The sequence below is a fragment of the Sedimentitalea sp. XS_ASV28 genome (assembly GCF_041224545.1).
Taxonomy (GTDB): Bacteria; Pseudomonadota; Alphaproteobacteria; order Rhodobacterales; family Rhodobacteraceae; genus Sedimentitalea.
The window spans coordinates 52,967-66,806 of record NZ_JBGFGP010000062.1; the positions used below are offsets into that span (position 1 = coordinate 52,967).

Annotated in this window: 12 protein-coding genes and 1 tRNA gene; 10 read left to right on the forward strand and 3 right to left on the reverse strand. The window is 59.4% G+C overall.

The window, feature by feature from the left end; genetic code table 11:
- Window positions 1-44 precede the first annotated feature (44 nt).
- The 3 genes from blaOXA (at window position 45) to rplT (ending at window position 1,578) form a co-directional block, all read left to right on the forward strand.
- Window positions 45-854 carry a class D beta-lactamase gene (gene blaOXA / locus AB9K34_RS02630; RefSeq protein ID WP_369952890.1) on the forward strand — a complete coding sequence of 270 codons (810 nt, stop codon included), beginning with the start codon at window positions 45-47 and terminating at the stop codon, window positions 852-854.
- A 142-nt stretch (window positions 855-996) separates the two neighbouring features.
- Entirely contained in the window at window positions 997-1,197 is a 201-nt protein-coding gene (gene rpmI / locus AB9K34_RS02635; protein WP_014873788.1) for a 50S ribosomal protein L35, read from the forward strand.
- Between the two features lie 15 nt (window positions 1,198-1,212).
- Complete coding sequence (gene rplT / locus AB9K34_RS02640) at window positions 1,213-1,578, forward strand: 50S ribosomal protein L20 (RefSeq protein ID WP_369952891.1); 366 nt, start codon at window positions 1,213-1,215, stop codon at window positions 1,576-1,578.
- A gap of 214 nt (window positions 1,579-1,792) precedes the next feature.
- Here the strand turns inward: rplT and AB9K34_RS02645 are convergent, their stop codons facing one another.
- Window positions 1,793-2,443, reverse strand: coding sequence for a GntR family transcriptional regulator (locus tag AB9K34_RS02645; protein ID WP_369952892.1), 651 nt, complete (start codon window positions 2,441-2,443; stop codon window positions 1,793-1,795).
- Window positions 2,444-2,486: 43 nt separating this feature from the next.
- On the reverse strand, window positions 2,487-3,167 hold the full coding sequence (locus AB9K34_RS02650) for a M48 family metallopeptidase (protein ID WP_369952893.1): 681 nt from the start codon (window positions 3,165-3,167) through the stop codon (window positions 2,487-2,489).
- A gap of 103 nt (window positions 3,168-3,270) precedes the next feature.
- On the opposite strand from AB9K34_RS02650, the gene AB9K34_RS02655 reads away from it, so the two are divergent.
- The 7 genes from AB9K34_RS02655 (at window position 3,271) to AB9K34_RS02685 (ending at window position 12,571) form a co-directional block, all read left to right on the forward strand.
- Window positions 3,271-3,594, forward strand: coding sequence for a TIGR02300 family protein (locus AB9K34_RS02655; RefSeq protein WP_369952894.1), 324 nt, complete (start codon window positions 3,271-3,273; stop codon window positions 3,592-3,594).
- 75 nt (window positions 3,595-3,669) lie between these two features.
- Window positions 3,670-3,745 (forward strand) — tRNA-Ala (locus AB9K34_RS02660).
- A 167-nt stretch (window positions 3,746-3,912) separates the two neighbouring features.
- Window positions 3,913-4,452, forward strand: coding sequence for an AAA family ATPase (locus AB9K34_RS02665; RefSeq protein WP_369952895.1), 540 nt, complete (start codon window positions 3,913-3,915; stop codon window positions 4,450-4,452).
- A gap of 148 nt (window positions 4,453-4,600) precedes the next feature.
- Window positions 4,601-6,730: an N-6 DNA methylase gene (locus tag AB9K34_RS02670; RefSeq protein ID WP_369952896.1), complete on the forward strand. Its 2,130-nt coding sequence runs from the start codon at window positions 4,601-4,603 to the stop codon at window positions 6,728-6,730.
- The gene (locus AB9K34_RS02675; RefSeq protein ID WP_369952897.1) at window positions 6,730-8,643 is read left to right on the forward strand and encodes a restriction endonuclease subunit S; all 1,914 of its coding nucleotides are present in this window, start codon (window positions 6,730-6,732) and stop codon (window positions 8,641-8,643) included. Before AB9K34_RS02670 ends, AB9K34_RS02675 begins: the two co-directional genes overlap by 1 nt.
- A 1-nt stretch (window position 8,644) precedes the next feature.
- Window positions 8,645-9,493 (forward strand): hypothetical protein, encoded by an 849-nt coding sequence (locus AB9K34_RS02680; RefSeq protein WP_369952898.1) that lies wholly within the window; start codon window positions 8,645-8,647, stop codon window positions 9,491-9,493.
- A 9-nt stretch (window positions 9,494-9,502) separates the two neighbouring features.
- Window positions 9,503-12,571: a type I restriction endonuclease subunit R gene (locus AB9K34_RS02685; RefSeq protein WP_369952899.1), complete on the forward strand. Its 3,069-nt coding sequence runs from the start codon at window positions 9,503-9,505 to the stop codon at window positions 12,569-12,571.
- Window positions 12,572-12,633: 62 nt separating this feature from the next.
- Here the strand turns inward: AB9K34_RS02685 and AB9K34_RS02690 are convergent, their stop codons facing one another.
- The gene (locus AB9K34_RS02690; RefSeq protein WP_369952900.1) at window positions 12,634-13,398 is read right to left on the reverse strand and encodes an IS5 family transposase; all 765 of its coding nucleotides are present in this window, start codon (window positions 13,396-13,398) and stop codon (window positions 12,634-12,636) included.
- Window positions 13,399-13,840 lie beyond the last annotated feature (442 nt).

The window sequence follows — 13,840 nt, forward strand, 5'->3', positions numbered from 1 at the left end:
GCGACGTGTTCGCCCCTGTTTCGGCCCGACAAAAAGGATTTGCGATGCGCCGCTGGCTTTCTGGATTATTTCTCGCTGGTGCCCTGACCGCGCAGGCGACACAGGCCAGGCAACTCTGTGAAATGATCATGGTGCCGGACACGGGCGACATACTGCTTGAGACGGGCGATTGCGACAGCCGGGTCACGCCCGCTTCGACCTTCAAGGTGGCACTGGCGCTGATGGGATTTGACAGCGGCGCTCTTGTGGATGCCCATACGCCCGTCCTGCCCTATCAGCCCGACTATGTGGATTGGGGTGGCGATGCGTGGCGGCAGGAAACCGATCCGACCCATTGGATGACCTATTCCGTGGTCTGGTATTCGCAGCTCATCGCGCAGGAGCTTGGCGAAAAGACGCTGCACGACTATGCGACCGCCTTCGAATATGGCAACGCCGATTTTTCCGGCGATCCGGGCAAGAACAACGGCCTGGAGCGCGCATGGATCAGTTCGTCGCTTATGATCTCCCCGCGCGAGCAGGCCGAATTCCTGTCACGTATGCTGATGGGTCGGCTCCCGGTGAGCGATTCGGCGCTGACGCATACAATCGACGTGATCGCGACACACGACCTGCCGGGCGGGTGGGTCGTGCATGGCAAGACGGGTGGCGCCTATCCTCGCCTCGCCGATGACAGTCTCGACTTCGAACGCGGCTGGGGATGGTTCGTAGGCTGGGCCGAGCGCGATGACGCGCGCGTGGTTTTTGTGCGTCTGGATCAGGATGAATCGCGTCAGGAAGAATCGGCGGGCTTGCGCGCCCGCGCGGCATTCCTTCGCGATTTTCCGGACCTGATGACGGGCATCGCGCAGTAATCGCATAAAAATCGCCGGAATTGCACCGATGCCCCTTGCCAGCCGGGTCCGTCTTTCGTAGAGGACGCCTCTGATCGCGCGACCGGCCAACAGTGGCATGCCGAGTCGCGCTTGCAACCGACCCGAAGACAAGGAGACGGAAATGCCCAAGATGAAGACGAAATCGAGCGCCAAGAAACGCTTCAAGGTGACAGCGACCGGCAAGGTCCTGGCCGGACAGGCCGGCAAGCGCCACGGCATGATCAAGCGCACCCGGAAATTCATTCGCGACGCGCGCGGAACCACCACGCTGAGCGCCCCCGACGCCAAGATCGTCAAGGGCTTCATGCCCTACGACCGCTGATAGGAGGCTGATCACATGGCACGAGTAAAAGGTGGGACCGTCACCCACGCACGTCACAAGAAAATCGTCAAGGCCGCCAAGGGTTACTATGGCCGTCGCAAGAACACCTTCAAGGTGGCGACACAGGCCGTCGACAAGGCAAACCAGTACGCAACCCGCGACCGCAAGGCCCGCAAGCGCAATTTCCGCGCCCTGTGGATTCAGCGGATCAATGCGGCGGTCCGCAACCATGATGAGGCGCTGACATACAGCCGCTTCATCAACGGTTTGACACTGGCCGGTATCGAGGTCGACCGCAAGGTTCTGGCCGATCTGGCCGTGCATGAACCCGATGCGTTCGGTGCGATCGTCGCCAAGGCACAGGCGGCGCTGGCTGCCTGATCCCGGCAAAGACCCGATTTTCCAAAGGACCCGTCTGGCAACAGGCGGGTCTTTTCCTTTGCGATACCATTTTGAATATTGACGCTGCCGTTTTCGTGCGCCCGTAGCCGTCTATAGCATTTCGCGATAAACCTGAATCACCTAACGCTGCCTGAAATCGAAGATTTCAACGCGTTAGCTGATGCGAGATGTTTCAAGTTAATCGCGAAACGCTTTAGCCGGTCAGCATTCGCAATCCCTGCGTCACGTCGGACCGCACGGCAAGCCGTAGCCCCGGTTCATCCCCGGCCTTGAGCGCCGCGATGATGAGCTTGTGAAAATGCGGCGGCTCGGTGCGCCGCAACCGCCCATAGAGCGCGCGCATCGTCGGCCCCAGTTGCAGCCAGACGGTTTCGGCCATCGCCAGCATCGCCGGGGCCTGTGCACGCAGGTACAGCGTGCGGTGAAATTCCAGATTGGTGCGAATGTACCCGACCGCGTCCCGCGCGGTAACGGCATCGGCAATGGCGGAATTGATCGTCTGCAACCGATCAATCAGCGCGATATGCGCCCGGGGGAGCGCCCGGCTGGCCAGTTCCACCTCCAGCAACGCGCGCAGCGCCGCCAGTTCCTCGATCCGTTCGCTTGTCAATTCCGGCGTCGACACCCGACCCGAGGAAGTCAGCGACAAGGCCCCCTCGGCCACAAGCCGCCGCACGGATTCGCGGGCGGGCGTCATGGATACGTTGAATTCCCTGCCGATCCCGCGAAGCGTAAGCGCCATACCCGGCTCGATTTCACCATGCATGATCCGCGTACGCAGGGTTCGGTAAACCCTGTCATGGGCGGCAACCAGAGGCGATTCCGTCGGACGTGTACTGATCATGCTCTTTTGTGATCACAAAACATCGGCAGGTCAAGCAGGCCTGTCAAAACCGATACCGATGCAGCGTCGCGCCCTCTTTGCGCAGCCAGCGCCGCTCGGCATTGTACGGGCCGTGGAGACGCTCGACCGTCGCCCAGAATGCCGGCGAGTGGTTCATCTCGGCCAGATGCGCGACCTCATGCGCCGCCACATAGTTCAGGATTTCCGGTGGCGCCAGGATCAGTCGCCAGGAATACATCAACCCGCCATCCGATGTGCACGACCCCCATCGAGAACGTGTGTCACGCAGCGTAATCCGCGTGTAGTCCCGGCCCAGCCGATCCGCATAGAGGTCACTTGCCGAGGTGAGCCGATCCCGCGCCAGTTCCCTGAGCCACGCTTGCAAACGACGGCCGACACCATCCTGCGGCACGCAAATCTCGCCCTCGCGATACGTGATCCGACGCCCACGCGCGGCAACGATCCGACACATCCTTCCCTCGATGGGCAAACTCGCCCCGGCCTGCACCGGCGCTTCGTCCGGCCGTTTGTCGAGATGATCGCGGATCCATTCGGCCTTGGACGCCGCGAACTCCAGCGCCTCGGCCTCTTTCGCCCCGCTGGGCAGGGTCAACGTCACGCGACCGTCAAGCCGCGAGATTCGCAGGCTGATCCGCCGCGCCCGCCCCGAGCGCCGCAGCGTCAGGGCGACCGGAGGCGCTCCGGGTAGGACGTGTTCCGCCATGTTGCATCCTCCAACTGGGACTAAAGCCTTTGACAGTGTCCAATTCATATGGCACGTGACCGGAATCGTCGATGCGACTCAGCAGATTATCAAGGGGATAAACATGCCCAACGAAGAATGGGGCACCAAACGCCTGTGCCCGACAACCGGTAAACGGTTCTACGACCTGAACAGAGACCCGATCGTCAGCCCCTACACGGGCGAAATCGTCGAGATCGTCGCCGGCAAGAGCCGGATGATTTCTGCCGATTCAGAGGATGCCGAAACGCTCAAGGCCAAACAGAAGATCGACGGCGATGATGATTCGGTTCTGGAAGATGACGACGTGGATGTCGATCTGGATGACGACCTTCTCGAGGACGATGACGACGATGATGATGTCTCGCTCGACGACATCGCGGACGTCCCTGTCGAAGAGGAAGAGTGACCCGAAAATCGTTCCGGGCGGGCTATTTTGCACTTGATCCCGCCCGATGTAACGCCTAGACACCACGTCACGTTCGGGGCCTTAGCTCAGCTGGGAGAGCGCTTGCATGGCATGCAAGAGGTCAGGAGTTCGATCCTCCTAGGCTCCACCATCTCGCCTTTTGAAAAGCACCAGATAGTTCTGCCTTTCTCGTCAGAGGTTTTGCCTCTGCCACGCAGACCGGTGCTGTTTCCCCTACGAAAATCCATGCTGCCTTGATCCACGCCTAGGGCATGTTGATCCCGTCGCCCCCCCCCCTGCCAAACCCAAGGATGGCCCATGAGCGACCATTTCTTCGTCGTGACGGGCGGTCCCGGTGCGGGCAAGACCAGCCTGATCATCGAACTCGCCCGACGCGGCTTCCACACAATCCCCGAATCCGGCCGCGCGATCATCCGCGAGGAAGTGGCCAGCGGCGGAGACGCCCTCCCCTGGGCCGACCGCATGGCCTACGCCGAACTGATGCTTGAGCGCGACCTCCGCGCCTACGAAGACGCACAGGCGCTCCCAGGCCCCGTGATCTTCGACCGGGGCATTGCCGATATAATGGGCTACCTGACCCTCTGCGGCCTCCCCGTGCCGCCCCACGTCTCTGCAGCGGTCAAGAAAGCCCACTACAACCGCCGAGTCTTTCTGGCGCCCTACTGGGACGAGATCTTCACACAGGACACCGAGCGGAAGCAGAGCCAGACCGAGACCGAGGCGACTTGCGCGGCGATGATCAACACCTACGCCGCGCTCGGATATGAAATCACGGAGTTGCCACGGGCAGATACCGGGCGGCGCGCCGACTTCATAGCAGCGCACTTAGCGTGCTGACGAAGGCACCCCACGCCATAGCCGAGTTTTATGCTGCATGGTCGCCTGCAAGAAGAATTGCAAATAACTGAGCTGGACCCGTGGACATCGCCGCCGAGAAAATGTCTCTTGACACACAAAAAGACGCTGCGGCGAGGGATAATTTTCGGTGAACGTTCAACAACATAAGAAGCTCACAGACGATATATGGGAGATCGCCAAGCGCCTGCGCGGCCCCTACCGCCCTCCGCAATACCGGCTTGTCATGCTGCCCATGGTGGTTCTGCGCCGCCTGGACTGCGTGCTTGAGGACAGCACTGACCGGGTGCATGCCGAATACAACCGTCTAAAGGCAGCGGGCACGAACGAGAAGGCGATGGAAAAGCTTTTGGCGCGGATCGCTGACCCGGACCGTAAGCAGCCCCTCTACAACACCAGCAAATATACCTTCGCCCGCCTGACCGCCGACGCCGAGAACATCGCACCAAACCTCGTAGCCTATATCAACGGGTTCTCCCCCACGGCTCGCGCGATCTTCGAGAAGTTCAACTTCGCCGAGCAAATCCAGAAGCTCGACGACAGCAATCGCCTGTTCCACATCGTCCAACAGATGGCGACCGTGCCGCTGCACCCTAACGAGGTGGACAACCTTCAGATGGGCTACCTGTTTGAGCATCTGGTGATGAAGTTCAACGAACAGGCCAATGAGGAGGCCGGGGATCATTTCACCCCCCGAGAGGTCATCGAACTGATGGCGAACCTCGTCTACACGGGCGAAAAGGACGTCTACAAGCCCGGCATTTACCGCACGATCTATGACCCAACATGCGGTACGGGTGGGATGCTGTCCGTCTCGGAACAACACATCCGCGCAGGAAACGACGCGGCCAACCTTGCGCTCTATGGGCAAGAATACAATGACGAGAGCTGGGCGATCTGCTGCTCGGACATGCTCATCAAGGACGAAGAGACCAATAATATCATCCTTGGCGATACGCTGGGTGACGGTAAGACCAAGGACGGCTTCGAAGGTCACCAGTTCCATTACATGATGGCAAACCCGCCTTTTGGCGTGGACTGGAAGGACCAGAAGAAGGTCGTTGAGGACGAACACAAAAAGCTCGGTTTCAACGGGCGTTTCGGGGCGGGCACGCCTGACATCGACGATGGGTCACTGCTGTTCCTCCAGCACATGATATCCAAGATGCACCCCAGCCCCGACGACCCCGACACTCCCGGCGACGGGTCCAAGATTGCCGTGGTGTTCAACGGCTCGCCCCTCTTCTCGGGCAGTGCGGGCGGTGGCCCGTCCAGCATCCGCCGATGGATCATCGAAAACGACTGGCTGGACGCGATCATCGGCCTGCCGGATCAACTCTTCTACAACACCGGCATCTACACCTACGTGTGGATGGTGACGAACCGCAAACCGGCTGAGCGGCGCGGCAAGGTGCAACTGATCGACGGCACATTGTTTGCCGAGCGGATGGACAAGAGCCTGAACAACAAGCGTCACCGCATCACGGATGACCAGATTGCCGACCTGACCCGCATCTATGGCAACTACCGCGACGGCGAACAGGCCGAAGTAGTGGTGAACAAGAAGACGGGTGAGAAAGAAACCCGTACCGTCTCGCGCATCTTCAACAACCATGAGTTCGGCTTCCTGCGCATCGTCGTGGAACGCCCCCTGCGTATGAACTTCCAGACGACGCCCGAACGGATCGCGCGGCTGGATGACCTCGACCCCGACAAGCACTCCGTCGCGGACATGCGGGCGGTGGTCGAGGCGATGGACGCAGACCGCCTCTACATGGACCTTGCCGAGTTTGACGCCGATGTGGTCGCCACCGCCGCCGATCTGGACATCAAGCTGGGCAAGGGGGTGCGAAAGACCCTGTGGCTGACCATCGGCGACAAGAATCAGAAGGCAGAGCCTTGCATCTGGGTGGGCGACCGCCCTGAACCCGATGCAGAACTGCGCGATACCGAAAACGTGCCGCTGCCCGACTGGACACAGCTTCCCTTGCCGATGCCCTTCGGCCCTGATCCACAGAACAAGTTGAACGGCGATCTGGTCACGCTGATGACCCCGGCCATTGATGCCTATATGGAGGCCGAGGTGCTGCCCCATGTGCCCGATGCCTGGGTGGACTATGGCCGCACCAAGGTCGGCTATGAAATTCCGTTCAATCGGCATTTCTACGTCTACAAGCCCCCGCGCGAGTTGGACAAAATAGAACGCGAAATCGAGACGCTGGAAGGCGAGATCGCCAAGCTTTTGGAAGGTCTTATCTGATGGCGGTGATCACTCCAAAGGTGCAAGGCTTTGATCTGCCTGACACATGGCGTCGGAAGCGGATCAAGTATGTCGCCACCTATAACGATGAGGCTCTGTCCGACGACACAGACGAGTTCAAGGAAATCGAGTACATCGAGATTTCCGGCGTCTCTCTGGTTGGAGGTATCGAAAACGTCTCTTCGCTCCAGTTCCACAAAGCGCCATCCCGAGCGCGGCGCATCTTGCGCGGTGGAGATACCCTTGTTTCTACGGTTAGGACCTATCTCAAGGCCATCGCCACGGTGCGAGAGGCACCGAACAACCTGATTGCGTCAACCGGGTTTTGCGTGATCCGGCCGGGCGAAGAGATCGACGCTGCGTTTCTCGGTTGGGTGATGAAGTCGGAGCCCATAGTCGGCGAGATTGTCGCCCGCTCTGTCGGGGTAAGCTACCCGGCCACCAACGCCAGCGAGGTGGTGAAGCTGGAAGTTCCTCTCCCCGACCTCGACACCCAGCGGCGGATTGCGGGGTATCTGGATGACAAGACGGCGCGGATTGATGCGCTGATCGAGAAAAAAAGGGCGCTGCTGGACCGTATGGCGGAGAAATGCCAAGCCCTCATCACCCGCGCCGTCACCCGTGGCCTCAACCCCGACACCCCCCTGAAAGACAGCGGCATTGATTGGCTCGGCAAGGTTCCGGCGCATTGGAAGGTGAAGAAGCTCAAGTACCTCACGCCCAAGGTGAGTGTCGGCATCGTTGTGACGCCCGCGAGTTGGTACGCCGAAGAAGGCGTGTTGGCACTGCGCGGCCTCAATATTCGCCCGATGGGTTTCGACCTTCAAGAAACCCGGCTGATTAGTGACGATGGGCACGAGTACCACGCCAAGTCAGAGTTGCGGGAAGGCGACCTGGTTTCAGTGCGGACCGGCGATCCGGGCACAACGGCAGTTGTCACAGAAGACCTTGCAGGCTCGAATTGCGTTGATCTGGTGATAATCCGCCGCCCAACCGAGATGGTCCCACGATATCTAGGTTGGTTTCTCAACAGCAACGTCGCCAAAGTTCAGTATCAGTTGGGGTCCGAAGGAGCTTTGCAGGCTCATTTCAATGTTGAGACCTCCAAAGAGACCTTAATAGCGGTGCCGCCAAACACGGAGCAGACCGATATTGTTGCGCATCTTGAAGCTGCGCTCGCTGACCATGACGTGATCGCAGGAAAAATAGCGACTAGCGTGGAGAAGCTGACCGAATACCGCGCTGCCCTCGTCACCGCCGCCGTGACGGGCAAGATCAAGGCGCTGCTGAGCGAGGACGCGCCCAAGCCCGCCAAGAAGCAGGCCCCCGTCGCCTTCAAACGCTCGGTGCTGGCCGCCTATATCGCAGACACGCTCTGCGACCACCCCACCTTTGGCCGGGTGAAGTTCCAGAAACTCTTGCACCTGTGCGAAGCGCATCTGGAAATTCAGGAGGTCGCGGGCAACTACCACCGCGACGCCGCTGGCCCGTTCGACACGCAGATGATGCGCTCCGTTCATTCCCAGATCGAAAAACAGGGCTGGATCGCGCCAGTGAAGGGCGACATGGGCTGGACCTATGCCCGAGGCGAGAAGGTGGACGGCTACCGCGACCACTTCGACCGCTATTTCGGCGACCGCAAAGAGGCGCTGGAAGACCTGCTCGCCCTGATCGCACCGATGAAGACCCAGCAGGCCGAAATCGTCTCAACCGCCTTTGCCGCGTGGAACGATCTGCTGCTGGAGGGCAATACACCCAGCGATGATGAGATCGTGGACCTGATCCTGAACGACTGGACCGAGAGCAAGAAGGCGATCAGCGCCGACCGCTGGCATAACGCCCTCGTGTGGATGCGCGAAAAGGGCCTCACCCCGCGCGGTCTGGGGGAGCATACGAAGAGGAAAGGGGCTTAGATTGGCAGGTCGTGGCAACCCTTGGGATGTTCCAGAATGGCACTTCGTGCGCCAGGAAGCCATGTTGGTGCGCCACCTCATCGGAGCCGGAGCAACGGCTTTGGGGCAAGCCAACTATGCGAACAAGAAGGGCGAGTATTACCGCGCCTTTTTTGAATTGTCGGTTGGGATGGAACGTCTGGCGAAGCTGATCTTGGTTGTTGACTATGCCTTGTCCAACAATGGGGCCTTGCCGGACGAAAGCTATGTTCGCCACTACGGGCATCTACTGGGCAAGCTCTTTTCAGAGGTTGAGCGGGTCAGCTCGGATCACGATCTGAGTTTGGATTATCAACGCCCGACCGATGCAGTAGCTTCCGCAATCATCGAAAACCTAGACGCCTTCGCTGATGCAAAGCGAGGCCGATATGCGAATTTCAATGCCATCGGAGACCCCAAAAACGGTCAGCACGAACCCATTGGCAAGTGGTGGGCAGAGGTGGCCGAGGCTATCCTCAAACAACGATACTACGGTCAGAAGGTGCAGCAGACAGTAGAAGGCAACGCCCGCATCGTGAGCGCCATCTATGGCGGCCACGCGGCTGTGCTGCACACGACCGAAACCCGCGACGTTGTTGACGATCTTGAACTCTCGTCCCGCCGAACTGGCCAAACCAAACTGGTTCAAAAGTGGTCGCGCTATCACGCACTCACGGTCGCCCGTTGGTTAGCCGACGTGTTTTGTGAGCTGACGTGGGACGCGGCCCAAAAACACGGCATGGATGCTTTCTACGGAAGCTGGGAGTTTCTTTATACTTACCGGGTTGAAGATGATTTGTTGAAATCTCGCAAGATTTGGCCGTTAAATTAGTGAGTTGATATGGCAGGGCACACCGAGACCGATTTTGAGAAGGCAATTGAACACGGGCTGACCTCTCAGGGGGGATACGCTCGCCGGTCGCCTGCCGACTTCGATGAGGACTTGTGCCTGTTTCCTGCCGATGTCGTTGGGTTCCTCAAGGACACGCAGCCCCAGAAATGGGATCAGCTCGAAGCCCTGTTGAAGGGGCAGACAGAGGATCAGGTGCTGTCCGACCTTGCCAAGGAACTGACGACAAAGGGGACGTTGCATGTCCTGCGCCACGGGTTTCGCTGCTACGGCAAGACCCTCCGGCTGGCCTATTTCCAGCCGAACACGGGCATGAACCCTGAAACGACTGCGCTTTATGCTAAGAACCGGCTGACGATCACGCGGCAAGTCGCCTTCACCTCGGTCAAGAAAGCCTCCGGCGGCAAGGCCAAGCGGTGCATCCTCGATGTGACGCTTGCCGTGAACGGCCTGCCGGTCGCCACCGCCGAGTTGAAGAACCCGCTCACCGGCCAGCGGGCCGTGGACGCCAAGAAACAGTATGAGCGCGACCGCGACGAACGCGACCTGATGTTCAAGTTCAAGGAACGCGCCCTCGTGCATTTCGCCTTGGACCCGGACGAGGTTTGGATGACAACGCGCCTCAAGGGGGGCGAGACGTTCTTTCTGCCGTTCAACAAAGGGCACAACCGAGGCGCGGGCAACCCGCCTGTCGAGGGCGACTGGAAGACTGCCTACCTCTGGAATGAGGTCTTGGCCCGAGATAGCCTCTTGGACATCCTGCAACGGTTCATGCATTTGGAGGTTAAGGAAAAGAAGGTTGCCACCGACCGAGGGCCGAAGACTGTCCGCAAAGAAACGATGGTTTTCCCTAGATATCATCAGCTCGATGCAGTGCGGAAGCTCGTGACCCACGCAAAGGAACATGGAGCGGGTCGCAACTACCTCGTCCAGCACTCTGCGGGGTCAGGCAAATCGAACAGCATCGCATGGCTGGCGCACCGTCTCGCGGGCCTGCATGACGCGGTGGATGCGAAGATTTTCCATTCGGTTATCGTGGTGACAGACCGCCTTGTTCTGGATCAGCAGTTGCAGAATACGATCTACCAGTTCGAGCATAAGACCGGCGTTGTCGAGAAGATAGACGAGAATACCCAGCAACTCGCCCGTGCGATCTCGAACGGGGTTCCGATCATCATTTCCACGATCCAGAAGTTCCCGTTCATCGCTCAGGCACTGCGCACTCTGGAGGACAAGGGCGAAGAGCTGACGCTGACCACGGCGGGCAAGCGATATGCCGTGATCGTGGACGAGGCGCATTCTTCTCAGACAGGCGAAACAGCATCGGCCCTGCGCGGCATGTTGAACAAGGACGGGATTGAGGCCGCCATCGCTGCCCAGCTTTCGGATGTAGAAGATGAGAACCTGACGGATGAGGCAAAAAGGGCGATCCTGCGGGACACTCTGCGACGTGGGAAGCAGCCGAACCTGAGTTTCTTCGCCTTCACGGCAACACCCAAGTTCAAGACCAAGGCGATGTTCGACGAGCCGGGGCCAGATGGTCAGTCGCCATTCCATGAGTACACGATGAAGCAGGCCATCGAAGAGAGCTTCATCATGGATGTCCTCCAGAACTATACGACCTACAAACGGTTCTTTGGACTGGTGAAGCAGATCGAGAACGATCCGCAGGTTCCTAAGCGGGCCGCTGCCAAGGTGCTGACCCAGTTTTTGACGCTGCACCCCCACAACATCGAGCAGGTTGTGACGATCATTGTGGAGCATTTCCGGGCGAACGTGATGCACGAAATCGGCGGGCGGGCCAAGGCCATGGTGGTTACCGGCTCACGCTTGGAAGCCGTGCGCTACAAGCTGGCCTTCGACCGTTACATTGAGGAACGCGGCTACAGGGGCATCAAGTCACTAGTGGCATTCTCCGGGACGGTAGAGGACCCCGCCATCCCGGACAGCGCATATACCGAAGTCGGAATGAACAGTGGGCTCCCCGAAGCGGAGCTGCCTGAGGTTTTCGACAGTGATGCGTTCCGCGTTCTGCTGGTCGCAGACAAGTATCAGACCGGGTTCGATCAACCGCTTTTGCAGGCAATGTATGTCGTCAAGCGGCTGGCGGGCGTGCAGGCCGTTCAAACGCTTTCTCGCTTGAATCGCATGGCACCCGGTAAGGCACGGACCTTTGTTCTCGATTTCGCCAATGAGGAAGACGACATCTTCAAGGCATTCAAGCCCTACTATGAGGACACGCCTGTCGGTGAGAATGTTGATCCGCAACGCTTGAACGAGTTGCAGCATCGGCTATTGGAATGGTCCATCTTCACACCGGCGGATGTCAGCGCGTTCTCGGTTGTCTGGTACGGGAAGAAAAAGGACCACACGGCCTCTGACCATCGCACAATGAACGCCATCTTGGATCGCGCAGTTGATGCGTTTCAGAGGCGTGAAGAAGAGGAGCGCGAAGAGTTCAGGGGGCAGATCACCGCCTTCCGCAACCTTTACGCCTTCCTGTCCCAGATCATCCCCTACCAGGACAGCGAGCTTGAGCAGTTCTACACATTCTGCCGCAACCTGATCTCCAAACTGCCGCCTCCGGGCGATGGGTCCTCGTTCACATTGGATGATGAGGTTGCGTTAAAGTATTTCCGCATCCAGCAGATGACGCAGGGATCAATCAGCCTTGACGAGGGCGAAGCCGACCCGCTGAAAGGCCCGACCGATGTCGGCTCGGGGGCGCGGACAGATGAGGAGGTTGGGCTGAAAGACCTAGTGGAAAGGCTGAACGAGCGGTTTGGGACGAGCTTCACTCGTGCAGACCAACTCTTCTTTGAGCAGGTCCGCGAGAGTGCGCAGGGCGACGAGCGCATTGTCGAGGCCGCGCTTGCTAACAAGTACGACAATTTCGCGTCCTATCTTGAACGGATGCTTGATGAGCTATTCATCGACCGCATGGACGGTAACGAAGAGGTGTTCTCAAAAGTGATGAGCGATCAGCCTTTTCGTGCAGCAGTTCACAAAGGCTTGGCGAGGGAGCTTTACGAGAGGATCAGGGCGGGGCGCCGCCACTGACTCGCAATAATTCGGAATTGGCAGATTGAAGGGTTTTCACATACCTGATCTTCCCCCGTGCCCTAGGATGCGGACTCATAATATCTTGCCCAAAGATGCGAGCAGACGATGAGCACCGCGGCGAGATAGTTTTGTGCCGATTTCTCGTATCGTGTGTCGACCTTGCGGAAGTGCTTGAGCTTGTTGAAGAACCGCTCGACAAGGTTGCGCTGTCGATAGATCGCCGGGTCCACCGAGCGTTGCGCCTTCCGGTCGCGCTGTGTCGGGATATGGCCGCGTCCGCCGCGTGCGGCGATCAGCTCCAGGATGGCGCGGGCGTCGTAGCCCCGGTCGGCCACGACTTCGCCAGGCGCGGGATGAGCGGCCAGCAACCCGGCAACCGCCGCCTTGTCAGAGCCCTGCCCCGGCGAGAGCGTGATGACCACCGGCAGGCCGCGATGGTCGACCATGGCGTTGATTTTCGTACTCAGCCCGCCACGAGAACGACCGATGCGGGATCTTCGCCCCTTTTTACCCGAGGCGGCATGCTGATGGGCGCGGATGATCGGGCTGTCGATGAACTGCATGCTGTCCGGGGATTTTTCTGCAAGCGCTTCAAAGACCTGCACCCAGACACCCGCCCTGGCCCAACGGTTGAAGCGGTTATAGACGGTGGTGCAGGGGCCATAGCGCTCGGGAAGATCGCGCCAGGGCGAGCCGGTCCGCGGCACCCGGAAGATCCCGTTCAGCACCCGCCGGTCATCCACCCGCGCGACCCCGCGCGACTTGTTGGGAAGCAGCGGGCAGATCAACGCCCACTCGAAATCGCTCAGATCAAAACGGGCCATGCTCACCTCCGCTGACGGAAGTGAAGCAGATAAGGGGCCGGCCGGGAATCCACTTTAGGAGTTCAGAACCTAGCTGCGAAGGTGAAACGGCGAGAAGCGCTCCGATACTTGAGGTCGCTGCGCTGTTCGCCTTCGCTGCAGCGGCATTTCCGTTGCTGCTCGTGCGGAAGGTCATGCAAATGGGTGCCGAAGCTTAATGCGAGTTGGTGCCGATCCGAGTGAGAACCAACACGTATTGTCAGTTCAAGAAGGCATGCAGCTTACTCGTTAGAAAATGCATCGCTCGCGCATTGGAAACTATACGTGACCTGCCCCCCTTCGGTCCCTCGTTCATAACGAGAGTCTGCGGGTTTGATCTTGATAATCATGGGTTTCGGTTTGGGCAAGCGCGCCGGGCGCGGAGCCCTCAAATTGCTCAAGCGCTCGGCGCGCTTGCAGTGGC